The organism is Dokdonia sp., assembly GCF_039945015.1.
Taxonomy (GTDB): domain Bacteria; phylum Bacteroidota; class Bacteroidia; order Flavobacteriales; family Flavobacteriaceae; genus Dokdonia.
Window position 1 is genome coordinate 83,403 of record NZ_JBDUXP010000021.1, and the last position, 25,908, is coordinate 109,310.

Consider the following 25,908-nt stretch of genomic DNA (forward strand, 5'->3'; position numbering starts at 1 on the left):
TTATTTCACCCAACTATCAATGATATCGTAAATTGTTTGTTGTTTTTCTTTATTGAAATTTTTTATACGCGTAGTATGATCTCCTTTTGGTTTTACAAATTTATATAACTCACGTTTATTAGCCCCTTTATTAAGCTCTACAGCAGTAGAACTCCAAGCATCGTATTCTCCATAAATAAAGAGCATTCTTTCTGCAGTGCTATCTAAAAATGATTTTATTTCTTGCATTGGACGTGTATCATATTCTTTATAAACTCCTTCAGGAAAAGCCCATTCAAATTTGTACACTTCATCGGTTCCTATATATTTTTTAAAAGGAGCTGTTTGATATCCATAAATGCCTTGTTGTGTTAATGCTGCCCAGAAGTAGGGTTGTAGGTCATCTACCGCCTTTGTTTCAAAAAAACCATAGCCTACGACATCAATCAAGTGTTTATATATTTCTTGCGGTGTTGCATCTTTGGATGGAATATTCTTGCTGTCTGTACCCCATTGCCAGAACGCAAAGGAATATTCTAAAATGGTATAATCGATTGCTTTTTCTATTCCAAACTCCCAAGACATACCTCTTTCTTTTGCAGTGTCTTCTAAGATTTTTTTAAGTGCAGATCGATTTTCAAAACATAATTCTTGAAAATTAAAAACGCTGTCTCGTTCCTGCTGTGTACCTACATTGTTTAAAAATTCATAGACTCTTGGATCTTCCCTTTCATAATTAAGAGGCCCTACATAACATACGCAAGCATCTACATTTTCTGGAAAAAATTTGCGATGTGCCATTGTTGTTTGACACCCTTTTGATATTCCCGTTGTGATAAATTTTGAAGTAGGGTATATGACTTCTCTTATAGCACTTATGATATTTGCTTGATCTCTAGCTGCATTTTCTATAGTGAGTGTATTCCAAGCTATATTCTCAGGGCGAGAATTATTAAAATAACGATGCTCTATCGTTAATTGATTGGCTTTATAGTGATTTGCAAGTTCGCCAGATTTTTCTGTATAAATACCATACCCTTGTAACTCAACAAATACAGGTAATGTATCATTCTCAAAACCTAATAATACTTTCTGTCTAAATGTTCCTTTTGATAGATCGGAATAATCAATAGGCTGTTCAAACCATAGTTCATAATTCTCGTCAAAATGACTAACTGGCGCATTCTTTTCAATTTTCACAATGTTTTTTATTTGTGCTAACTTTTCAAAAGTTGATGCTTTTTTAATGACAACAATAGGCTGCTGCTGCGTCTTACACCCAATAATGAGTAGTGAAAAAACTAGTATTGAAAAATTGAATTTAATTTTATTCATTTTTTAATATTTTAAAGAGATAGAGAAACTTAAATTTATTGTTTATGAAGACATATCTGCGACGATTTTCCACTCGCCATCTATACGTTTAAAGATGATTAGAAAATTGCCATTTGCATCTCCAACCTTCCGTTTTAAATGATATTGCCCCATAACCCAATAACTATGAGCTTCTATTTTTGAAATATCTTCTATCGTAAATGTAAGTGTACCACTATGATCTTTGGTTGGATATCCTTTTTTATAATTGGCGAGTGTTTGTTCCCATCCTTTAGTGAGTCCTCGACTCCCATAAAACTTTAGAGAATCGCTTTTCCAATATCCTTTCATAAAGCCTTCCAAATCGTTCTGAGACCACGCTTCTTGTTGTGCTTGCATAATAGCTCGAATCGCTTTTTTATCGTCTTGCTCTGTGGTTTGAGCTTGACAATTAATAAAGAATAAGGATATCATTATTAAGAGTAATTGCTTCATAATTTTAAGTTTAAAGTTGGTTGAATAGTAAATGAGTATGTATAGTTTTTATGAGCAGGGATAGTATATTCTGGATGGACTAACCGTCCCCAAGAAGTATCACCTCCAAGCCCCATTTGTAAATAATCAATATTCCATTGTATGGTATTTCCTTTTTTAATATCTGCACCGTGTTTCTTAGTAACAGGGACTAATCCTGATGCAGATTTTCCAGCATCTTCGCTATTAAAATCTAGTTCAGTCATAGCAAATGGCCAAACGCTCGTATTTAATATTTGTGTGCTGCTTGCTTTTAATGTCATATCATTTGATGTGATTTCTACCCAACGCACATCAGTTTTATTTCCTGTTTCTTGTGGACGAGAATAACGTTCAAATTGATCGTTAATTTTCCCTGAATAAATGCCTGTTTTTTGTCCCGTTTTTCGATCCCAATAACTCTCTTGAGGTCCTTTTCCATACCAAGACATATCTGCAAAGTCATTAGATAACGTAAGATACATGCCAAGTCTAGGGACATTCGGTAGCTCATTTGTACTAGGTGTAAATGAATAGTCAATGGTTAATTGTCCGCTTTCGCGAAAGCGGTACCAGACACTAACACTAGCTTCTTTATTTGGAGTTGTGTATGCTACTTGAAAAACAACGTTATCATTAATATTAATGGGTGTTGAGATTAGCTCTGAAGTATATGTATAGCTTGCTTCTTGCCAAATCTTAGCCCACGTATCCATGCCATTTCCTAAATCATTATCGGTAGGTGGTCGCCAGAAATTAGGGCGAATTGGATGCTTGGTAATCTCTTTGTCTTTAAACATCCAAGAACTAATTTCTCCAGAAGCTGCATCAATTTTTAATTGTATGTTCTCATTTTGAATTGTATATGAATTACTATCTGAAGTAATTGCAAGAATAGATCCTGTAGTAGTAATCGTTTTTACTGATTTCCCTTTTTGTAAAACAAACTCATCCCAAGCCACTTCGTGATTCTTAGGAAGAAGATTTGTTGCCTCTTTCTGAACTAAACTTACCTGTAAAATATATTCATCCGTAGCAGAAAATGTCTTTGGCAACTCTTCTAAAGTAAGCGTTGTACTTTCTTGTGGTTGCAATGATATAGGGATATTATTAGCATTTTTAATAACAGTCCCATTTTCTAATAACTGCCAAGAAACTGTTTTATCAGAAAAATCAGAGAAGAAGTTTTTATTAGTCAGTTTTATTTTTCCATTTCCTATATAATCAAACTGTGCAGGCTCGTATACCTTTTTTACTTCAGATACATGTGGATGAGGATTGCGATAAGGATCTACCAAACCGTTATTTAAAAAATTCCCATCAGTTGGTAGATCTGGATGATAATCATGTCCATAGGCTAGATACGGGTTTCCGTTTTCATCTTTATATTCTAAACTTTGATCTACCCAATCCCAAATATATCCACCTTGTAGGTTAGGGTATTTCTCAATAATGTCCCAATAGTCCTGTAAATTCCCTACAGAATTTCCCATGGCATGACTATATTCAATCATAACAGATGGCTTGTCCGAATTTGACTTTCCGTGATTGATTAAATACTCAGGTTTTGGATACATCGGACAATAAATATCTGTATAGTCATCTTTGCCTGCAGGTTCATACTGAACAATTCTATTGGTATCTTGTTTTTTTAGCCAAGTATAGGTGGCCCTAAAAACATCACCTTCTCCAGCTTCATTCCCTAAAGACCAAGAATAAATAGACGGATGATTTCTGTCTCTGTAATACATACGTTGTGTACGTGCCATATGAGCTGGTAACCAACTCATTTCATTTCCTATTTGTGTTTTTTCATCTATGGCTAATGGATGGCTTTCTATATTGGCTTCGTCAATAACATACAAACCATATAGATCACATAAGTCTAACCAATAAGGATCATTGGGGTAGTGTGCAGAACGTACCGCATTGATGTTATTTTGTTTCATTAACGTGATATCCTTTAGCATGGATTCTTTAGAAACGACATGTCCAGTATATGGATCTGTTTCATGACGATCTACCCCTCTAAAATAAATAGGCTTGCCATTAATAAGTATTTGTGCGTTTTTAATTTCAACACGCTTAAAACCGATATTCTTCGTGATATATTGATTGTTGTTTGGGTTGGTTTCATCTTCCAAAGTAATCTTTAATTGATACAAGTTGGGTAACTCTGCAGACCATTGTTTTATGGAATCTATGATTTTTTCTGTATGTATCTCTTCAAAAGATTTTCCTTGTATATCAATAGTTTTAGAAAAATTAAAAAGCGTAGTATCTCCATCTAAGATAGCAATAGAAACCTTTCTTGAGGTTGATATTTCAGATGTATTAGAAATAGAAATAACTCCATCAAAAACACCATTTTTATACGTGTCATCAAGTGTTGTTTTTGCGTGATAGTCAGAAACAGCAACTTTAGGTTGTGTATATAAATATACATCTCGCTCAATACCACTCATACGTAACATATCTTGGCTCTCTACATAGCTAGCATCACTCCAACGAAATAATTGTAATGCAATTAGATTTTTACCTTCTTTTAAATAGGGTGTAATATTAAATTCTGCGGGTGTTTTACTTCCTTGAGAATATCCTACATACTGTCCATTAAGATATACATACATGGCAGATTTCGCGCCAGCAAAATGGAGAATAATGTCCTCAGATAAAAAATCTTTATGTATGGTTATCTCCTTACGATAGGTACCTACAGGATTATACTCTTTTGGAGTATCCGGCCAAGTTGTTGTAAATGGATAGCGCTCATCTAGATAAATAGGTTGTCCAAAACCAACTACTTCCCAATTTGCAGGCACAGCGATCTGAGTCCATTTACTATCATCATAGGTTGTATTTTGAAATGTTGTTGGTCTTTCTTGTGGATTTTTAGTCCAATGAAATGTCCAATCGCCATTTAAATTTAAAAAACGTTTAGAGTTTTCTTTTTCTAAAATAACTGCTGATTCAAAACCAAAGTAACTGGCTCTTGGAGGTAATTTATTTTCCTCAAATATTTGATGGTTATAATGATATGTTTGTGTAGCGACCTCGGGTAATGGAGTTTGTTTACATCCCCATATAGAAATTAAAAATAGTAAAATCAGATACTTATTTTTCATCATAATACATTAAAGTTGCATAAAATCTTCATTAAAAATCAATCCTAAATAGGAGACTAGTTCTTCAGCGTTTTCTTTAGTAAATACCATAGGCGGTTTAATTTTAAGCACATTATGGTCAGGACCATCTGTACTCATTAAAATACCGTAATCTTTCATTCGGTTTGCCAAATAATCAGTTTGAGGTGCTAAAGGGTTTTTATGGGTATCTACTAATTCAACACCTAGAAATAAACCCTGCCCTCGTACATCACCAATGATAGGAAACTTCTTTGCTAATGAAGTTAATTCTGATTTTAAGTAGTTTCCTACTTCTAAGGCATTTTCTTGTAGTTTTTCTTGTTTTACAGTCTGTAATACTTTAGTTGCAATAGCACAAGAAACTGGATTTCCTCCAAAGGTGTTAAAGTATTCCATACCATTGGCAAATGTATCTGCAACTTCTTGAGTACAGGCTACAGCAGCAATTGGATGTCCATTTCCTAGAGGCTTTCCAATAGTTACAATGTCTGGAATAACACCATGTAATTGAAACCCCCAAAATGTTTTTCCCATACGTCCACAACCTGTTTGAACTTCATCAGAAATACAAAGCCCACCTGCGTTTCTAATATATGTATAGGCTTTCGCCAAAAAACCTTTAGGGAGTTCTATTTGCCCTCCACAAGAAATAATAGGTTCTATGATAAAGGCACCTACTGTTCTTCCTTTATCTTGAATGTTTTCTATTTGAGATTGAACTTCTCCAGCATATTTTTGAGCAGCATCGTTGCCTGTGTATTTTCCTCTAAAAGTATCTGGTAATGGGAAAATATGTGTATGCTCAGGAGCACCTTTCCCGCCTTTTCCGTCAAATTTATAAGAAGAGATATCGATACACATATTAGAATTTCCATGATAACCTACTTCACTTGCAATAATATCCCGTGATCCAGTATGAGCTTTAACCATACGAATGGCTAATTCATTAGCCTCACTTCCAGAATTTACAAAATGTAATACAGATAGTTCTGGAGGGAGTGTTTCTATGAGTTCCTTTGCTAAAGCATTAATATTCTCATGTAAATAACGAGAATTGGTATTAATAAGTGCCATTTGTTCCTGACCAGCTTTTACCACATTATAATGCTCGTGACCTACATGTGCTACATTATTTACAGTATCTAAATATTTTTGTCCATATTGATCCATTAGGTATTGTCCTGAACCTCGAACCATTTTTATAGGCGTATTATATTGTAGACTTAAGCTCTTACCTAGATGTTGTTTTCTATATGAAATTAAAGTATCGTTTTTTATCGTTTTTAATTGCGATAATGCTTCAGACTTGAATAATAAATTCGGATTAGGACAAATACTTTTCCAAACATCTATTTGTCTGTAATATGCTACTCCAGGGTAGTCTTTTGTATAATCAAATAAAGAAAGTAATATCTGAAAATGTAAATGTGGTGCCCAATTTCCATTTTCCGGATGATTTCCTAGCTCAGCAATTTTAGCTCCTTTTTGGAGGGTATCTCCAACAGTATGATTTAAAGCACCTGCAACTGTTAAGTGACCGTATAACGTATAAAAAATCAATGTATCTATTTGATGCTTTAATACAATAAGTCCTCCATACTCTTTATCACCAGCATCATTTGCGGCAATAACAACTTGGCCATCAAAAAGTGCATGAACAGCTGTATGTTCAGGAAGCCAATAATCAACACCTAAATGTATGGTTCTGCTTTCGCGCCCATAGTTTCCAATAGTGTCGTATTCGGTTGAGGTATAAATTGGACGCGGTTCTAAATAACCACCAGCAATAATCTTAGTAGGCATTTCTTTTTGAAGTTGATCTAACTTAAATTGGAATAGATCTAAATCATTAAAATCATGTTGATGTCCAATCCATTTGCTAGAAATGCTTAAATCTAAAGGATATACTTCTGTTTTATGAATACTTGGAAATAGATCAGATAAGGTAAACTGATTTTTAGAAGCCCATTTTTCAAATTCTTTCTGATTAGGATGTGCCTGATATCCACATGCATTTCTAAATGAAAATAATGCAAACTCTGGATGTATCTGATGCCATTTTTTAAGAACTTCCCAAGCTGGTTTTTCACTAATTAACAAGTACTTATTATTAGGTTCTTTAATTTTATTAATAGCTGATTTGGTTACCGTAATAACCAATCGCATGGCAATGGCAGTAAATAAATGAACAAGTTCTTCTTCTTGTAATTTAAACGACAAATGATATCCTTTAATAATGGGTAATGCTGCTGCTAGCGGATCATTGTGATGCATGATAGCATAGGCACAGGTAATAGCGACATCATTTATAATTTGTGTATGGATAGCGTCGCCATAATCTATAGCAGCTTTTACTTGTGGTACTGTTAAGTCATCGGAGACAATTACATTGTTATCATTTGCATCATTATGTACAATACTTTTTCGGAGTTGTGTATATGTAGGTTGATAGTCTTTAAATTGTCGTTGAAAACATGAAAGAATCTCTTTTTCTTCAGAAGAGAACAAATCAAAATGATTTATGGTCCATAATGATTGTGCTATATCCCAAACAAAATTACGATGTGCTTCAGGATGATCAAAACCTTGTAAAGCTCTCGTAAGTAAACCACATTGCTCTCCTAGACTAAAACGTAGATTATCTAATTGCGGGTTGACACTACTCCAAACCCTACCAGAAACCCAAGTAAGTAATCTCACTTTTCGGAAGTTACCTTGATGATCTTTTATTTCAGAAATAGCATTGTTATTGGTGTCTAAGACTACTTTTGGGGTTGTGATATTGGAATCATTCTTGGCAACATACTGTAATAGTTTTTGCTGAAAATCTAAATACTTTTCATCTTCATCAGGACGCGATATCTTTAGAATATAACGATCTTCATTGCCAACTTTAATTTTAAAATTAAAATCAACTTCACCAGGTAATTCAGTAGCAGTTCCTTTAATGTTGAAAAGCTTGAAAAGAATATTTTCGGCTTCAAGAACTGTCATTTTTATAGTCGTATAATTCATTGTTATACTTATTCTTTATTATGATATAATTGACTTAAATAAGTGAAATCATTAACGGTTTTATTATCAAATGGAATGATATAAAAACTGTACTTATATTTCTTTGCAGATGTATATTGATACTCTTTTTGTGGTTTAGAATACCAACTATCATCACCAGCCACTCCACGTTGTCCTAAATCAATATTAAGTTGTACTAAATCTTTTTCTGTAATATCTATTGTATGCTTACTCTTGTTAGAGTTTTTATAATCTAATCCATCTGTTGTATCAAAATCTTCATTTTCCATATGAAGAGCACTAAAACTTAGCAAATTAGAACTTCCGGCAATAAATAAGACTCCATTTTTTTGAGTGTCGGACATGGCTATCCACCTTGTATCTGTCTTATATCCATTGTCTTGAGGTCTAATATATGGGACATATTGATCTTTTACTTTTGAAGTATATACATCTACAAAAGCAGATGAATTTCTATCTTGATAATTCTCCCAAGGACCACGACCATAATAGGTAAGGTTTTTATATTTTTTTTCTAATTGCATTCGCATACCGATTCTTGGAATATCTCCTTTATAATTGGATGGAGTTAAGGTGTTTTTTATATGAATAATCCCATTGCCAGAAATAGTATAAATAGATTGAAATGTAGTCTCAACCCTTGGAAGCAGATAATCTATAGTTACAATAGCATTTGCATATTCATCTAGTTTATAATGAATATTACGCACAGTATAATGTAGAGAAGCTTCTTTCCACGCAATATTATTTTTATGCATGGCACTTCCAAAATCATTATCAGTAACTCCTCTCCAAAAATTTGGAGTAGGGGCTTTCCCTTCTTTAAAAATTTCTTTCTCTTGTAATGTATAAGAAGTGATTTGCCCTGTTTGTTTTGAAAAAATGACCTGCATGTCTTCATTAAAAATAATAACCTTCCCATTTTCCTCTTTTAAAGCGAGTCCTTGCTTTGCAGGATATAAATCAACTGGAACCTTTTTAAATATAGAAGTCAAAGGAATTTGTTCATGTGCTACCTCAAAACCTTTAGGAAGGATACCCCATTTGGTTTTTGTTGTAGCAGAGATTTCAATAAAATACTCCGTATTCTCTTTAATATTGAGATCTTTTAAAGGAATTCTTATTAGTTTTCCTGTATGAGTTTCTACAGAAATTGGATCAATAACAATTGTTTTTAAAACAATGCCGTTGGCTTTAATCTCTGCAGAGAAGTTAAACTGATCTAAATTTGTAAAATCATACCCATTTTCAATCAGTACACGTAACTCTTGATGTTTATTAATGCCTTTGTGTTTAAAATTGATAAATTCGTGCGCTTTCTTTACTTCGTATAAAGCAGGTTGCGGTGTTCTGTCAGGAAATACAATTCCGTTATTTAAAAATGTATTGTCAGTAGGCATGTTTTCACCATAATCCCCACCATAGGCATAATAACGTTCTCCTTTTTCATTGGTTTTCCAAATGGATTGATCTACCCAATCCCAAATAAATCCACCTTGTAAATTATCATATTGCTCAATAATGTCCCAGTAATCCTGAAAATTACCTGTACTATTTCCCATAGCGTGCGCATATTCACTAGGGATATATGGACGATCTGTTTTTGATCTACCTATTTCTTCAAAATTAGCTGGAGAAGGGTATTGTGGTACAATGATATCTGTATTGGTATCCATATCATACAAACTGCCATCATAATCTTTATATGGACGTTCATATTGTACTGGACGCTTGGTATTGTCATTCATTTTGATAACATCATAGCCTTTAAAAAAGTTAACACCATTTCCAGCTTCATTTCCCATAGACCATATAATAACGGAGGGATGATTCCTATCTCGTTGTACCATACGTAACATCCTATCTACATGCGCTTTTTCCCAATTGGCTTGTTTTGCTAATGAGTATTTTCCATAGTACATTCCGTGAGATTCAATATTTGCTTCGTCTACTACGTACAATCCATAGATGTCACAAAGCTCATAAAACCGTCTACCTCTTGGATAATGACTTAGCCTTACAGCGTTAATGTTATTCTCTTTCCATAATTTAATGTCTTTTAAAATGAGTGCTTCAGACATGACATGACCTGTTTCAGGATCAGTTTCTTGTGTATTTACCCCTTTTAAAGTGATGCGTTGCCCATTAACGAGGAGCAATCCATTTTTAATTTGAACAGAGCGAAATCCTATGTGTCTTTTTGTAAACTCTAAGATGTTTTTATTCTTGTCTTTTAGTTCTAAAACTAGTGTGTATAGATTTGGATGTTCTGCACTCCATTGTTTTACTTCTAGAATCTCTTCAGAGAAAGAAAATACTTGTTTTTCGGATTGCGATATAGCTATGTTTTTTTCTCCCGAAGCAACCTGATATTTGTCTGCATCAAGAATTTTATATGAAAGTGAACCTTTTTGGTTTTTTGTCACATGATTTTCTAAGGTAACAGAAAGGTCAAATAGCCCATTCTTATATCCATCATCTAAAACTGAAGTTATCTCAAAATCCTGAATCCTTAATGTAGGCTGGGCATATATAAATACAGAACGTTCTATACCGCTAATTCTCCAAAAATCTTGACATTCTAAATATGAACCATCTGTCCATCTGAAAATCTGTATGGCGAGTGTATTTTTACCAGTTCTAGCTGCTTGAGTGATATCAAATTCTGTGGGCAATTTACTACCTTGAGAGTATCCAATATATTTCCCATTAAGCCACACAAAACCACCAGCTTTCATAGCGCCTATATGAAGAAATAATTCTTTTTTATCCCAACTCTTATCAATTGTAAATTCTTTACGATAGGAGCCTACAGGGTTGTAAGTATCAGGAACATTTCCTGGGTCTTTTGGATAATAAGTATCTACCAACTCCATATCATCAGCAATCATCGCTTTATAATCTGCAAATTCATATTGATGATTTACATATATGGGAACTCCATAACCTTCGACTTCCCAATTAGAAGGCACCTTTATATCATCCCATTGTGTGATATCTGTTTTTGGGTCCATAAAACGAGTAGGTCTATCCTTAGGGTTTCTTACCCAATTAAATTTCCAAATACCATCTAAAGATTGATAATACTGAGGTTGATTATCACGGGCATCTTCTTCTGAGGAAAAAGAAGAGAAAGAAGCATGTGCCTCTAGTTTATGTTCTCCGATGATCTGTTCATTTTCTATATAATTCTTGTAACCATTAATTGGATTATTTTGCTGAGCAATAGCAATGTAACTAAAGAAAAATAATATGTAGAATTGGAGAAATCTCATTTGTTATTTTTATTTAAAAGATTTTTTCATATGCTAATCTAATAGCATTGCTTGTTAATGTGATAATACCACAATAACTATAATTTATTTTTTTTAAGATGTGTTGCATACCTAAATTATCAAGATGTGTGTCTATTCGCATTGAAGCAATAGATTGTTTTTGTAATTGGTTTTCGCAATGGGTAATAATTGTTGTCGCCATTCCTTTGTTGGTGCAGTTTTCGGCAACAGCAATGCGATGTATAACACCATAAGTTGCATTGGTATTAGTGAGCCATTTCCCGTTAATTGTAGTATAAGTTGGTTCTCCTGTAGTAGTAAACATAAAAGTTGCAATAATTTGCTGTTCTTTATTTTCTACTACATAACTCTTTTTATTTTCGATATCTTTTTTAATTTGAGTTTCGTCTGGATAGCCATCTTGCCATTGGTCAATATTTAAAGATGCTAAATACCGTTGTGCATAATGGATAATATCCATTATGTATTTCAAATCGTTAATTAATGAATGTCTTATTTTCATAGGATTTAATTGTTTTGTAATAACATGATAAGATGTGCTGCACTCCAACTAAAATTGTATGCGTGTAAACCTTCTCCTGTTAACGGATGATAGTTTTCTCTAATTGCGTCTCCTTTATCCAAAACACCTTTTGCTCCTTTGATAATTTGGACAGTTGCTTTATTTGCTTCTTCATCAAATCCGTAGTTACGTAATCCTTTAACACCAAAATAGGCTTGATCTAACCAATTAGGGCCACGCCAGTAGCCTTTTAATGGGTCAAATTTTGAGTGATCTGCACTCATGGTTTGAAAAGGAACTCTAGTATAAAATTTAGTCGAATCCATCATCTTATCCTTTACCACTTCGGCTTGTTCTTGAGTTGCAGCATGCGCCCAAAGCGCCGTCCATCCTTCACTCCCTTCACCTTTAATAAAGGTACTTCCATCCAGAGATGTATCATAAAACCAGCCATCATTCTCATCATAAAACTGTTTTTGAATTCTTATTTTTAGTAAAGATGCCTCTTTTTCATATTGATTTGCATCCTCAGTCTTTTGTAAGGCTTTCGCCAAAATCACTAAAAACTGCTTCTCTGCATATAAATACGCATTTAAATCTACGCTTTCTTGATCTATAGAGTAAGCGCCTTCACCATTCTTAAGGATTTTTGAATCATCAAAACGAATAGCATTATCCATTCCGCTTTCCCATTTTGCAGCAATTAAACTCCCATCTGTAGAACCATACTCACACATTCCATCTCTGTCATGATCACGTTTGTCATACCACCATTGATGGTACTTTTTCAGTTTTGGATACATGTATTTTACAAAATCTAAATCTTTATCTTTTTTGTAGATTTTTGCAACTGCCCAAGCCGAAAGGGGAGGTTTGGTATCACGATAATTATGGGCTTCAATAGTTGTGTCTCGGTACACGCAATCGGCGACAAAACCATCCTCGTCCTGAAACTCAAACATTAATTTGACTTGCTCTTTTGCTAAGTCTATATTGTAATAGGAAAGCCCAACGGCGTGTTTCCAAGAATCCCAAGACCAAAAACCATTAAACCATGTGTAATGATAACTAGGAAATAACCCTTCATAAGCTATTTCTCCCGCAGGAATACGCCAATTGTTTTGTAACGTAAGATGTGCTTTTGCTAGTACTTCAGCATATTTTTCTTCTTTAAATTCTTTTTTTCTATTTTCAATTAAAGAAGCTAACTGATGTTCTTTTTCTGTTTTACGGTGATGTAAAAGAGAATCAAAATCTACGGAGCTTATCTTCTGTTGTTCTTCTTCCCAAGAATATTCAGGAAAAATAAAACTTTGTGAGATAGTAATTTCTGTAGATTCTCCTGGTTGTAGCTTTATTGGAGTTATTGAAATAGCATACGTATGCTTATCTTCAGAAAGATATATATTTCCAACATCATTCTTTGTCTGTATATATCCAACAGCAGGAGATTTTTCTGAAACGAGTTTAATTGTATTATTTTCTTTAGAAAGCTCAATGCCAATATCAGAAACACCTCCATTAAAATTTGGTCCAAATTCAACGGGATGTTTCCCTTTATTATATACTGTTGTACGTTGCAGGGTAGTATGTCCAGAAAGAAACACTAGTTCTTGTTTTATATCAACACCTTTGTTCCAAATATGTCGTTCAAGATGACTCGAATAACTGATTTGTGTTATAGAGTCTTCTTCTGAAGATGGTAATTTGAACTGATGTTCATTTGTAAATAAGATTAAACGAGATAATAAAGGACTACTCCAAATGCCATTTTGTTGTGTCATTAAAAATGGACCTGAAAAGCCGAGCATGTTTTTCTTTGTTTTGGGAAGGCTATACGCAAACCAAGCTCCTTGATCAGAAAACATAAGTCCAGATTTGTCTAATGAATCCTTTGGAGAGATTTGGTAATCTAAGATATTTTGACTCAGCACTAAATGATCAAAACTTGGTTTTGGAATTTGTTTCTCAGTTTGAGAACAACCTATCAGAGTGCTTAATAAAATAATAAGTAGTGTATGTCTAATCATCTTCTTTGTTACGTATGTTTATGTACACTTGTTGTTTTCCTATATACGCTTTCGCGAAAGCGTAAAAAGAATCATTACCAATTTCTTTTATGACTTACCGCAAAATAAACCCATTTCTCATAGGGTCCTCCGGATCGATCACAAAGGTTTGCATACCTGTAATATGTGCCGTGCCTTCTACTTGTGGTATGACGGCGGTAAATGGGCCATACTCTTCTTCAGAAATCACAGAACCCTTAAAAACCGAATCTGTAATACTCTCAATAGTCATTGTTTCTCCATTGGTAATCTCATTACGCTTTTTATGAATTGCCATTCTGCCAGAAACCCCAGAACCTGTAGGAGAACGGTCTACTTCACCTTCGGCAAAAATGCAGACATTTCTGCTATCATTTCCTGAGAGTTGTTTTGTGTTATCTATAAAAATAGTTCCATATAAAAAGCTCAAATCTTTTTCATAGGGATGTAAAATGCCAGCATCTTCCTTCATCACGGCATGTTTAATGTCCATTCCTTTAGTAATTAATTGTCTGTACGAGTCAGGAGTTAGGTCAAAATCGAATTTGTTTTTTGCCATATCTACATAGGCATAAAAAGCCCCTCCATAAGCGAGATCATAAGTAACCATTCCTAATCCAGGAACATCAACAGTACTATCTAAACTGACTACAAAACTTGGTACACAATAAAAACGAATACCAATTACTTTTCCATTTTTCACATGTGCATACGACGTAATGCGTCCGCAAGGAGCATCGATTTTTAATTCATTATCGCCTTCTGTAATAGTTATCCAGTTCATCTCTATAGCAAGGGTAGAGATAGCGATAATAGCATGACCACACATAGTAGAATACCCTTCATTATGAAGAAAGATGATCCCAAAATCACCTTCATCATCATTAGGAGGTGTCAAGATACATCCATACATATCTGCATGTCCACGAGGTTCAAACATCAATGCGGTACGTAAATCATCGTGATTTTCTTTACAATATCTACGATACGCTAAGACGGAATCTCCTTTTAATTCTGGAAATCCATCAACAATGACGCGTAGCGGCTCGCCACCAGTATGCATATCGATGGTTTTAATTTGCAACCAATCTTTGGGAGGCGTATATGTTTTGTTTTTTAAAATATTCTGATAGGTAGTCTTAGGCATTCGTATATTTTTTATAATAATAATTGGCTGCGGCAAGATCTTCTAACGCATGACCTACAGATTTAAATACCGTAATTTCTTCTTTAGAAGTTCTTCCTTTTTTAACTTGAGAGCAGAGTTCAAATAAATCTGCTTTAATGTCACTTTCTTGAATAACTCTTTGTTGTAAGGGAATTACAATGTCTCCACTTTCCTTTAATCCTCCTTGGTAGGTATCTATAAAAATAGAAGATTTTGTGAGAGTTTCATTATCGGCTTCACGCATATCTTTTTTGTAAGCACCAACTAAATCTATATGTTGTCCAGGTTGTAAGTACTTACCCAAAACTAAAGGCGCTTTTGATAAGGTAGCACAGGAGATAATAGATACATCTTTTATTTTTTCTTCGATGGAGTGTATAGGAGTAACTGTAAAATCTTTGTCTTTTAATGCTATAGCGAGTGCTTTTGCTTTATCAAAGTTGCGCCCCCAGATATACACCTCTGTTATAGGGCGTATAGACGCATGTGCTTTTATTAAATTTATAGAGAGTGCTCCAGTGCCAATCATCAGTAATGAGGAGGCATCTTCTCTGGATAAATAGGATGCCGCTAGGGCAGAAGCTGCTGCTGTGCGTTTTGCCGTTAAACTCTTTGCTTCTAAAATAGCTTTGATAGTTCCTTTTGTAGCATCAAGATAAATATAGGTACCCTGAATAGATGGTAAATCAAATTGTGAATTTTCAGGATTTACCGTTACTATTTTTACACCTGCATCTTCGCTAGGATTCCAAGCCGGCATTAATAATAGTGTTGTGTCTGCTCCAGTTGTAGGATTAGGAAAGTCATGATGATGACGCATAGGAACAATCGTTTTTTGTGATGAAAACACCTGTTGTAATTCAGTTATTAATTCTGGAAAATGTGTGTTTTCTTCAATAAAATGATTGCTTATTTGAGCAATTTTATCCATACTTTAAAAGTACAGAATTTTACAATTCTAATACTATGTTACTTGTAGATTGGAACAAATAGTGTTAGTTATGGATTGTATAGTGTGAATTGAGGTTTTTTGATAAAAATTAGTGTGTATACTTATATCTCTATTATTATAAGTCTGTCAGGCTAGTGATTTTGACGATAGGAGAAATCTCATATTTTTTGTCGCTCAGGATGAGATTCTTCCTCGTGCCTCGTTCGGAATGACAGTTATTCAATCTTCGTCTTCGATTGGAATACAGGAAGTAACTTTAGAGATTACTTAAAACGGAAAGTCCTCATAAAAACGCACGAAAAATTACGTTTTTATGAGGACAACCACCCATTACGGTTTTTGGGTATATAAATCTGTTTAGATACTTACTTTGTCTTCGGTTGGAATACAGGTAATAATTTTGTAGTGAAATGAAACGGAAAATCATAAAAAAAGAGTACTAGAAAAAATGTACTCTTTTTTTATGATAACCACCAATAGGTTTTGGTGAAGTCATTATTCTATCTACTTTGTCTTCGGTTGGAATACAGGTAATCGTTTTAGAGAGTATATGAAACGGAAAGTCCTCATAAAAACGTAAGAAAAAAATTACGTTTTTATGAGGACAACCACCCATTACGGTTTTGGGAATATAAATCTGTTTAAGGTACTTACTTTGTCTTCGGTTGGAATACAGGTAATAGCTTTGTAGAAACTTCACCAAAACCGATACGAGGGGTGTCTTTTGCAGTACAATGACCACGTATGATTACGGTATCATGATCTTCTATAAACTTGCGATCACCACCTTCTTTTAATTGTACAGGTTTTTCTCCTCTCCAAGATAATTCTAGCATGGACCCATAAGAATCTGGTGTAGGACCAGAAAGGGTACCACTTCCCATCATATCACCTGCATTTACTGGACATCCATTTACAGTATGATGCGCCAGTTGCTGACTCATATTCCAATACATATATTTAAAATTGGATTTAGAAACGATCGTTTCTTTCATTCCTTCTGGTTGCAAGGCAACTTCCAATTTGATATCAAAACTCTTTTTACCTTCAGACTGTAAATAAGGAAGGAGTTCTCTTTGCGGTTTTGGACCTTCTACTCTATATGGTTCTAATGCATCTAGTGTTACAATCCATGGAGAGATAGAAGAGGCAAAATTCTTTGCAAGGAAAGGCCCTAGTGGTACGTACTCCCATTTCTGAATATCACGAGCACTCCAATCATTAAATAGGACAAGTCCAAAAATATGTTCTTCGGCACAGGTCACATCTATAGATTCTCCTAGATGGTTTGCTGCTGTTGTAATAAATGCCATTTCTAATTCAAAATCAACCAAGCGAGAAGGGCCAAAAATAGGCTCTGTAGCTCCATTTGGCAATTTCTGACCTTGTGGTCTATGTACTGGAATTCCAGATGGAATCACCGACGAACTTCTTCCGTGATAGGCAACAGGAAGATGTAACCAGTTAGGCATTAAAGCATTTTCTTTTCCTCTAAACATGGTTCCTACATTGGTCGCATGTTCTATACTCGAGTAAAAATCTGTGTAATCACCTATTTGTACAGGCAATTGCATTTCGATTTCGCTCATATCAAAAATAACGGTAGCACGGTGTTTTTCGTTTTCGCGCAAAGCGGTATTACTTTCTTCAAAAATTTCAGAGATACGATTACGTACCAATCGCCAGGTCTTACGGCCATCGGCAATAAAGTCATTAAGCGTGTCTTGTAAAAAGATATCATCTGTAAGTGGGATATCTTTAAAATAACCAAGTTGATGTAATGCACCTAGATCGATAGCATAATCTCCGATACGTGTACCGATAGTAATGACATCATCACGAGTAAGGAATACACCAAAAGGAATATTTTGGATTGGAAAATCAGTGTTCTTGGATATATTTAGCCAAGTTTTTCTTGTGGGATCGTTTGCAGATAGTGGCATATATAGTTCTAAATAAGAGGTTCGTAAAATTTACTATTCAAATATAGGATTTTATAGTAGTGCAATAAACAGTTTATGCTATTTTTACATCTCTTTTTAACATACGACATACTATGCAACGAGATACTGCTATTTTTGATTTGATTCAAGAAGAAAAAGAACGTCAGATAGACGGATTAGAATTAATTGCTTCAGAAAACTTTGTAAGTGACCAAGTAATGGAAGCTGCTGGTTCTGTACTTACCAATAAATACGCCGAGGGATATCCTGGTAAACGCTATTATGGTGGCTGTGAGGTAGTAGACGTGGTGGAAACTATTGCTATAGAGCGTGCCAAAGAACTTTTTGGAGCCGAATATGCAAACGTGCAACCGCATTCTGGATCTCAGGCAAACACGGCTGTTTTCCATGCGTGTTTAAAGCCAGGAGATACTTTTTTAGGATTTGATTTGTCTCACGGAGGACACTTAACACATGGATCTCCAGTAAACTTTTCAGGAAAATTATACAATCCTATTTTTTACGGAGTAGAGAAGGAGACAGGGCGTCTAGATTATGATAAAATTCAAGAGATCGCTTTGCGCGAAAAGCCAAAAATGATCCTTGCCGGAGCGAGTGCTTATTCTCGTGAAATAGATTATGCACGCTTTCGCGAAATTGCAGACAGTATAAATGCCATCTTATTTGCAGATATTGCGCACCCTGCTGGTCTTATCGCCAAAGGAATTATCTCAGATCCAATACCACATTGTCATATAGTGACAACAACAACACATAAAACCCTTCGCGGACCAAGAGGAGGTCTTATCTTAATGGGGAAAGATTTTGAAAACCCATTTGGACTAACGCTTAAGAGTGGGAAACCTCGTATGATGTCTTCATTATTAAATAGTGGGATTTTCCCAGGAAATCAAGGAGGACCTTTAGAGCATATCATTGCTGCAAAAGCCATTGCTTTTGGAGAAGCACTTACTGATGAATTCTTACATTATATGGTACAAGTACAAAAGAATGCACAAGTAATGGCAGCTGCTTTTGTTGCCAAAGGATATGATATCATTTCTGGAGGAACAGATAACCATATGATGCTTATTGATTTACGTAATAAAGATATTACAGGGAAAGCTGCTGAAGCTGTTCTTGGAAAAGCAGATATTACAGTAAATAAAAATATGGTGCCATTTGATGATAAATCACCGTTTGTGACTTCAGGTATTCGTATAGGAACTGCAGCAGTTACAACACGTGGACTTAAAGAAAACGATATGCAAACCATCGTTAACTTTATAGATGAAGCTATTATAAATCATGAAGATGATGCTGCACTAGAAGCAATCGCAGGAAAAGTAAATGAAATGATGGGTGATAAGCCATTATTTGTAGCTTAATACTAATTAATAGTCATAAAAAAAGAGTGTTTCATACTATATGGAACACTCTTTTTTTGTGTATACTATTTTATTGAAATACTTACATATAACAAATAATTTCTATGTGATACTTTATATAGATGATTAGAGTTATCGTTTGCTTATTAGAAAAGAAAGGTCAAGTGTTATGATGATAAATGGTATTTGAATATTAATAGATACTTTAGCTTTCATAACGACAATGTAATTTTAATATATAAAGCTACATCTAATCTATTAATCTTATATCCCCATTACTAAGGATTTATACTATTTCTTTCCCTTGTATATATTGATATGCTGTTCGTTGTAATGTACCAGCACCTGAAAGATGTAACTTCTTATTAATATTTTTACGATGCGTACTTACAGTGGCTTCACTTATAGAAAGCATCTCTGCAATCTCTTTTGAAGAAAAGTCAAGACCAATCAAATTAAAGATTTGATTTTGTCGAGATGATAAGGCACTAGAATAATTTTCTTGTTTACTATATACTTTGATAAGATGAATGATTTTATCAATTAATTTAGGATTTTTAGAAATGGTTCGATAGGCAATGATGATTTTTAGTGTTTGATGAATGTTTAATTTTTGATGTTGTAGGCATGCGCGTTCAATATGTGTAATAATCTCTTGGGTTATGTTCATAGTATAAATTTAACCAGAACATGTAGTAGATAAAATACCCGTTATCAGGTATTTGTAATAATTTACTTGTAAAAAAAGCGAGATATCATATGTAGACATTTCGCTTTTTAAATACGTAATAATTCTTTTTATTCTAGGGTTCCTTTTGCAAAATAGCCCCAATCGGTATTTCCGTCTTTCTCATCAGATTTGTTTGAGACATGCCTCATATGATATACAGAAAGTTCAGTTTCTGAAGACCAAGAGATAGAAAACATTTGTGTTTCTGTCCAAACTCCCCCTTTGTTAATCCAGAAAAAATTTAATTGTTCTCCATACCCTTTACTCGTTTGTACTTCAAATTGCCTGTCTTTTACTAAATCACCATCTTCATCTTCTGCTACACCATATACGTTGTTATCTTCAATAAATAGGGTAAGTGTGTATTGTTCTCCATTTTCTTTTTCCATAACGCCTTTCCAAAGCCCGTCAAAGTCACGAGTTTGGGCAAAACTACTACAGATGGATACTAAAATGATTGATACTGCTAGAATGGTTTTTTTCATTGTTTTGTTGTTTTTTACTTGTTAAAAGTATATAATTACGACCTTTAAAAAAATATCCAACATTAGATGATTATGCATAAACCGTAATTATATTGATGGTTATGCGTAACAATATAAGTAAAAAGATATGATTCGTTAACAAAAAGTTAACAACTGTGCCTGAAGAATAGACAGTACCCTATATATCTTAAAGAATACTATTAGAGCCTACGTATACAGTATACTAGGTTATAGAGATATTGTTATGAAATGTTATAAGAGATATAGCTCTTTAGAAATCATATTTGCTCTGAATAGCATATTTAAGAAGTTCTCCTTTACCACTAAGTCCTAGTTTACGCATCATATTTTTACGATGTTTTTCTACGGTAGAGACCGCTGTAAATCGGATGTCTGCAATTTCTGATGAGGTTTTATTTTGAGCGATGAGCTTTAAGATTTCTCGCTCACTTTTGGAAAGATTGGATTTTGGGGTTTTTACTTTCGCGGAAGCGTTATCAAACAAGGTATGATCAATTCCTATGTCATAATATGGATTTCCTTCCATCACGGCATAAATGGCCTTTAATAACTCCTCCAACGGACTATTCTTTAATACATATCCCTTGGCGCCTGCGTCTCGCATTTGGATAACGGCTCGGTCTTCATCAAACATAGAGAAGGCAATCACCTTGATATGCGGAAACTCTTTTGAGATGACCTTGGTAGCCTCAATGCCATCTAGTTTAGGCATCCTAATGTCTGTAATGACCACTTTAGGCTGTTTGAGACGTACAATATCTAATAAGCCTTTTCCGTCATTTGCAGTGCCTATAATGGAGATTCCTTCCTCATATTTTAATAGGAGTTGGATCCCGTCTATAAGCGATTGGTGGTCTTCTGCAATGGCAATTGTGATCATTTTTTTGTGTTTATAGGTTTAGTTGTTTATGAGTTTAATAGTATTGATTATGAAATGTAACCTATTAAAAGCTGATTTCATTACTCGTTGTTAGGTTATTGCATTATTTACTGTCGTATTTTAATCTTGCTTATTTTGATACACTTCGATAGGCTCAGTGCTGTGCAATTTACTTTTAGCAAATTTTGAATGCAGTTATATTATAAATATAACTTTATTCTTGTAAAGGAATATCAATACTGATACTGGTTCCTCTTCCTAGAGTGCTGTCTACTTCTATGCTTCCTTCTAAGTGTTCTACACGGCGTTCTATGTTGCCAAGTCCCATGCCATCCTTTTCTTCCAACTTTCCTACTATAAAGCCTTTGCCGTTGTCTTCTACCATGATGTTGAGTTCGTTGTCATGTTGGGTTAATGAAATGGTCGCTTCTGATGCTTGTGCGTGTTTAACAATGTTTGTCACGAGTTCTTGTATGATTCTAAAGATGGTAATCTCTAACTCGTTGGGAATTCTGTTTTCCAATCCAAAGTCTTGCACATCAATGGTAAGAGTATTTGTCGTAGAAACAGTACGAGAAAGTTTTTCTATCGCAGGTAAGAGTCCATCTTTTGCCATCACGCCACTGTTACTCTTATGAGAGATGGATCTTACTTTCTCATAGGCTTCATTCACCAAGTCATTGGTTTTTTGAAGTAATGCTTTTGGGTCATCTACCTTATCGAGATTACGCTCTAGATTCTCAACTTGCATCCGTACGGTAGCAAGGGTACTGCCTAGATTATCATGCAATTCGCCTGCGAGTCGCAGGCGTTCTTTTTCTTGTCCAGATACCATGGCATTAATGGTTTCTAGTTCTTTTTCTTTAAGAATGGTTTCTGTCTTTTGGATTTGGAGTTCGCGATCTTGCTCTGCAATGCGTTGTTTTCGTTTGGTGTTGCGGTAGACGAGGAAGGCGATGATGGAGCCGAGGAGGAGGGTGGAGGTTAGGATTATAGTTATTTGTTTTGTTTTTGCATCTGCTTTTACTTTATCTAATATAAGTTCGTTATTTTTAGTTTCTTGCTCTGCTATTGTTTTTTCTTTTTCTGCGGTTCTTAATTGCTGATTTAATTCACTTACAACTAAGTTATTTTTATCATAGTTGTATAATCTACGATTTAAAAAAGAATTATACATTAATTTATAAGCGATTGCATAATTATTTTTTGATTCATTTAATGCAATTGCTTTAGGTTCATGATAATAAATTGCTTTAAACCTATCTAATAATTCCTGAGATGATATACTATCTGATCTATTATAATATTGATTTGCATTTTTAAAATAAAAATTAGCTTTATTGAACAAACCTTCTTTTGAAAAAGTGGCACCTAAATCTAAGAAAGCATTAAGCTTGCTTTGATAGGTAAAAGGAGAGTCTTTATATTCGATTACTTTATTTAAAAAATATTTTGCACTGTCTAATGTTCCTATAGTTCTATAGTATGCTCCAATATTTTCATAATATCTAATTTTTATATGATCTTTTAATTTGGATTCATTTTTAGAAATAAACTTAATTAGATCCTTGCAAGATTGATGGAAAATTGCTCTATCTTCTTTTATAGTCATTCCTTCAAATAAATTGTTGTAATATTTTGACCAAGCAATGTCACTTAAAGTTGTATTTAATTTTTCATATTCTTTTAAGTATTCTTTAAAAGATTTTCTTGTTAACGTATTTTCTCTAGAATATAATTTTAAATAACCAAGTAATGCAAGTTTTTGAAAATCAATATTATTAGAATCCTTAGCTATTTGAAGTGCATTTTCTAATTGGTGTATACATGGTACATTTCTTTTATTATTTAACAGATGATAATATGCATTAATACAACTTCCTAGAATAGTTAATGTATCATTTGTCTTATATATTGTTTGATAAAAAGAAATAGAATCTTCCGTAGGTTTTTGTCCTTGATTATTAATTAGTTGATTTAATAATATAATTTTTTTTTGTTGTTGTAGGTCATTCATCTTTTTTGATTCATTTATGACTGTAATTGAATCTCCAGATATTAAATTTTCAGTAACCCTTTCAGAAATAGTCTCTTGCCCTAAGAGGATTACTGAATTTAATATAACAACAAAGAAAAGTAGTAGCTCAATAATTTTATGGATTGTCATAGACACTAATTTTTGCTATCGAAGATTTACATAAACCTCCTCCCGCATCTAAATTAATAATATCTAAATCTTCGTCATATTCTGGTCCCATAATTATTTTAAAATCTCCATTCTTTCTAGTTTTAACGTGTCTTTTTCCATTACGATAATAAAATTCTTCATCAAAAATCCCATATTTAATAGTATTCTCTATTTCAATATCTGTATCTTCCAGAACAGCTACTTGATTATTAAGCCCTACCAAGGTTCTATCAATGATAAGATATGAATCGTTTTCTATAACTGGGAAAGAACCATATTCTTCAATGATTTTCTCAGCATTTTTTATATATGAACCCTTTGAGTTATCAAAATCTATTTTTACGTTTACTTTTATAAATATTCCTTTTTCTTCTATAATACTTCCTTCATTTTGAATTTTTTTATTGATTTTGATCTCAAAATCATCAATACCTAAGTTAAATGGTCCTTTGTAATTTACTATTCTGATCTCAAAGCTTTGTAACCTTACTTTTCTTGGGTTATAATCGCTATCTGGTATAACTATAAACCTCCCAAAAAGTGCATATAAAGTGCTATAGGATTGTCCAACATATAATAATTGAAACCTGTTGTTATCTTTTACAGTTAGTCTTAAATTACTAGTTAAGTTTTCCATAATACATTTTTTATTTTTGATTATTATTTAATTTTATTGCTTCATTTACACAGTTATAAACATTTAAAATGCCTACTCCATAATGATTGTCTGGTGTTGAAGGGAATGGGGTGTAAATACCTTCTTTCATTATAATACTTTTAATTTCTTCTGCTTTCAGATTTGGGTTTTGACATAGCATTAAAGCGATACACCCTGTTACCAATGGCGCAGATGCAGAAGTACCACTAAAATTTAAAAAGTAATTATTCCCTCCTCCAGGTTTAGTTTCTCTATTGGCTCCATATACATACATTATATCTGTAGTTATTAAGTTTGTTCCTGGAGCAGCAATATCTACTTTAGTCCCATAATTAGAACCCCAATCTGATGAATTACATTCTTTTTTCTTTTTTGGCATATTATCAATATCGAGTGCTGCTACAGTTATCACAGAATCTAAATTTGAAGGAAATTGTTGTGTACATTGTTTATTACCTGCAGAGAAAACAATAGGTGTACCTAACCCTTCTCTACCTTTTGTTGCAACTTCTTCTATAGCAGCTCTTAAAGTTTTGAATGGAGATTTAAAAGTCCAAGAACAATTTATTACATCAGTTTTATCCTCAAACCCAGCAATTAGTAGTGCTTTTATAATTTTAAATAAATCTATGTTAAATCTTATTCTATTTATATCATTTTCATCATAATCAGAAAATCCAATCCTGTATGCTGCCAAACCACAGCCTGTAGCAACACCGTCAACACCATATTTACCGATCTTGTTCCCAACAGCTAGGCCTGCACAATGTGTTCCATGTGGATCATAGTTTGATGGATTGGGTTTACTATCTTCATTTATAAAATCCCAGGAATATTTTTTTATTATTGCTTCTCTTAAATCAATATGTGTTAAATCTACTCCAGAATCTAAGATTCCTACTTTGATATTTTTCTTACCTATATACCCTTGCTTATGAGTTTCATTTACTTTTATAGTGTCATACGCTTTTTGTTCACCAAGATCAGGGGCAATTTTGTTATAAAATTTTGGATTAAAATATTCAAATAATTGAGGAGCCTTTTCAATTGTTGAAAAATTTAATTCTGCAATACTCACCCAAGATAGATTCGATAATATTTTTTGTTGATCTTCTGCAATTTTATCATTATCATATGTTATGAGGTGAAAATTTGCATAACCATCTTTACATTCTCCTATTCCTACTTCAATATTTATTTTTTTTTGAATTTCCTCTTTTGAATAAGCATAATCAGTTAAAATTATTACAGAACTACTTCCAAAATAGATTTCTCCTTTTCGTTCGTAAGTTCTATTTTTAGATTTGACTAACTCTTTCTCAGAATCAATTATTGGATCATTTAATTTCAACCCTTTGATTAAATCAACTTCGTAAGTATTATTCTTTTTGAATAGTCTTCGACAACTTATTTTTTCGCTACTGCCTTTATAATAGAGTTTTTCAATATTAACCTCTTTTATAAATTGAACTTTCGCTTTATGTTCAATGATTTTAAATTCAATAACATCACCATCATAATTATGAGTATATTTTTTCATGGTTAAATATTTTTAACAAAACTGAAGTTTTATTCAATGTTTTGTTATACCCATTACTGGGTATATTCTGTTAGCATTTGCTGAAAAACAACATGTTATGTTACGGGTTCCCGTAAAATGG

At 33.6% G+C, this 25,908-nt stretch carries 17 protein-coding genes; 1 reads left to right on the top strand and 16 read right to left on the bottom strand.

The features are described 5' to 3' along the window. The 10 genes from ABJD27_RS16675 to fahA all read right to left on the bottom strand — a co-directional run bounded on the left by ABJD27_RS16675 (nt 1) and on the right by fahA (nt 17,897). Nucleotides 1-1,314, bottom strand: coding sequence for a S28 family serine protease (locus ABJD27_RS16675; protein ID WP_348173604.1), 1,314 nt, complete (start codon nt 1,312-1,314; stop codon nt 1-3). A 42-nt stretch (nt 1,315-1,356) separates the two neighbouring features. Beyond that, nucleotides 1,357-1,788: a nuclear transport factor 2 family protein gene (locus tag ABJD27_RS16680; protein ID WP_348173602.1), complete on the bottom strand. Its 432-nt coding sequence runs from the start codon at nt 1,786-1,788 to the stop codon at nt 1,357-1,359. Then, entirely contained in the window at nt 1,785-4,934 is a 3,150-nt protein-coding gene (locus ABJD27_RS16685) for a glycoside hydrolase family 2 TIM barrel-domain containing protein (protein ID WP_348173600.1), read from the bottom strand. Before ABJD27_RS16685 ends, ABJD27_RS16680 begins: the two co-directional genes overlap by 4 nt. A 6-nt stretch (nt 4,935-4,940) precedes the next feature. Then, complete coding sequence (locus ABJD27_RS16690) at nt 4,941-7,967, bottom strand: aminotransferase class III-fold pyridoxal phosphate-dependent enzyme (RefSeq protein WP_348173599.1); 3,027 nt, start codon at nt 7,965-7,967, stop codon at nt 4,941-4,943. Nucleotides 7,968-7,975: 8 nt separating this feature from the next. Next, nucleotides 7,976-11,263, bottom strand: a complete 3,288-nt coding sequence (locus tag ABJD27_RS16695) for a glycoside hydrolase family 2 TIM barrel-domain containing protein (RefSeq protein WP_348173597.1) — start codon at nt 11,261-11,263, stop codon at nt 7,976-7,978. Between the two features lie 13 nt (nt 11,264-11,276). After that, entirely contained in the window at nt 11,277-11,744 is a 468-nt protein-coding gene (locus ABJD27_RS16700; protein ID WP_348173595.1) for a GNAT family N-acetyltransferase, read from the bottom strand. A 47-nt stretch (nt 11,745-11,791) separates the two neighbouring features. Further along, complete coding sequence (locus tag ABJD27_RS16705) at nt 11,792-13,816, bottom strand: trehalase family glycosidase (RefSeq protein WP_348173593.1); 2,025 nt, start codon at nt 13,814-13,816, stop codon at nt 11,792-11,794. Nucleotides 13,817-13,910: 94 nt separating this feature from the next. After that, on the bottom strand, nt 13,911-14,981 hold the full coding sequence (locus ABJD27_RS16710) for a proline racemase family protein (protein ID WP_348173591.1): 1,071 nt from the start codon (nt 14,979-14,981) through the stop codon (nt 13,911-13,913). Continuing rightward, nucleotides 14,974-15,933, bottom strand: a complete 960-nt coding sequence (locus ABJD27_RS16715; RefSeq protein ID WP_348173590.1) for an ornithine cyclodeaminase family protein — start codon at nt 15,931-15,933, stop codon at nt 14,974-14,976. Before ABJD27_RS16715 ends, ABJD27_RS16710 begins: the two co-directional genes overlap by 8 nt. Before the next feature lie 671 nt (nt 15,934-16,604). Next, nucleotides 16,605-17,897, bottom strand: coding sequence for a fumarylacetoacetase (gene fahA, locus ABJD27_RS16720; RefSeq protein ID WP_348173588.1), 1,293 nt, complete (start codon nt 17,895-17,897; stop codon nt 16,605-16,607). Nucleotides 17,898-18,010: 113 nt separating this feature from the next. On the opposite strand from fahA, the gene glyA reads away from it, so the two are divergent. Continuing rightward, on the top strand, nt 18,011-19,285 hold the full coding sequence (gene glyA / locus ABJD27_RS16725; RefSeq protein ID WP_348173586.1) for a serine hydroxymethyltransferase: 1,275 nt from the start codon (nt 18,011-18,013) through the stop codon (nt 19,283-19,285). A gap of 286 nt (nt 19,286-19,571) precedes the next feature. Here the strand turns inward: glyA and ABJD27_RS16730 are convergent, their stop codons facing one another. The 6 genes from ABJD27_RS16730 to ABJD27_RS16755 form a co-directional block, all read right to left on the bottom strand. After that, the gene (locus ABJD27_RS16730) at nt 19,572-19,955 is read right to left on the bottom strand and encodes a LuxR C-terminal-related transcriptional regulator (RefSeq protein ID WP_348173585.1); all 384 of its coding nucleotides are present in this window, start codon (nt 19,953-19,955) and stop codon (nt 19,572-19,574) included. Nucleotides 19,956-20,083: 128 nt separating this feature from the next. Next, nucleotides 20,084-20,500 carry a hypothetical protein gene (locus ABJD27_RS16735; RefSeq protein WP_348173583.1) on the bottom strand — a complete coding sequence of 139 codons (417 nt, stop codon included), beginning with the start codon at nt 20,498-20,500 and terminating at the stop codon, nt 20,084-20,086. Between the two features lie 271 nt (nt 20,501-20,771). Beyond that, entirely contained in the window at nt 20,772-21,401 is a 630-nt protein-coding gene (locus ABJD27_RS16740) for a response regulator transcription factor (RefSeq protein WP_348173581.1), read from the bottom strand. A gap of 214 nt (nt 21,402-21,615) precedes the next feature. Further along, the gene (locus tag ABJD27_RS16745; protein ID WP_348173579.1) at nt 21,616-23,568 is read right to left on the bottom strand and encodes a sensor histidine kinase; all 1,953 of its coding nucleotides are present in this window, start codon (nt 23,566-23,568) and stop codon (nt 21,616-21,618) included. Beyond that, the gene (locus ABJD27_RS16750) at nt 23,555-24,226 is read right to left on the bottom strand and encodes a hypothetical protein (RefSeq protein WP_348173577.1); all 672 of its coding nucleotides are present in this window, start codon (nt 24,224-24,226) and stop codon (nt 23,555-23,557) included. Before ABJD27_RS16750 ends, ABJD27_RS16745 begins: the two co-directional genes overlap by 14 nt. A 10-nt stretch (nt 24,227-24,236) precedes the next feature. After that, entirely contained in the window at nt 24,237-25,787 is a 1,551-nt protein-coding gene (locus ABJD27_RS16755) for a S8 family serine peptidase (RefSeq protein WP_348173575.1), read from the bottom strand. Between the last annotated feature and the right edge of the window lie 121 nt (nt 25,788-25,908).